At 63.8% G+C, this 614-nt stretch carries 1 protein-coding gene; it reads left to right on the plus strand.

Annotation, left to right across the window (positions count from 1 at the left end):
- Positions 1 to 614, plus strand: a 614-nt coding sequence (locus AC1DM5_RS36540; protein WP_477976954.1) for a VCBS domain-containing protein, incomplete at both ends; no start/stop codon positions are given.

Genomic DNA, 614 nt, shown 5'->3' on the forward strand with positions numbered 1-614 from the left:
GTCGACAGCACCGAAACGCTGACCTACACGGCAACTGCTGCCGACGGGACAGCGCTTCCCGCCTGGCTGGCCTTCAACGCCACGACACGGACATTCTCCGGCACGCCGACGACAGGCGGGACCTATGGCGTCAAGGTGACGGCGACCGATCTCGGAGGTCTTGCGGCCAACGAGACCTTCAACATCGCCGTATCGACGCCTGGCAACACGACACCGACGGCGGTTGCCGATGCGGGTGACGCGACCGAGAAGGGAGGCGTTGCCAATGGTTCGGGTGGTGTGGTTGCGAGCGGCAATGTTCTGACCAACGATACCGATCCGGATGCCGGTGACACCAAGACGGTCACGGCCGTCGTCTTCGGTGCGACATCAGGCACGCTCGGCACGGCGCTGAACGGCACCTATGGCAGTCTCGTGCTCAGTGCATCGGGCGTCTATAGCTATGCCGTCAACGAGACCAATGCTGCCGTCCAGGCGCTACGCCAGTCGACCAATACGCTGAGCGATGTCTTCAGCTACACGATGCGCGACACTGCCGGCGCCACCGCCACGGCAAACCTGACCATCACCATCCATGGTGCCAATGACGCACCGGTGCTGGCCGTCCAGACGGC

It is taken from the genome of Rhizobium sp. 01T437 (assembly GCF_056398505.1).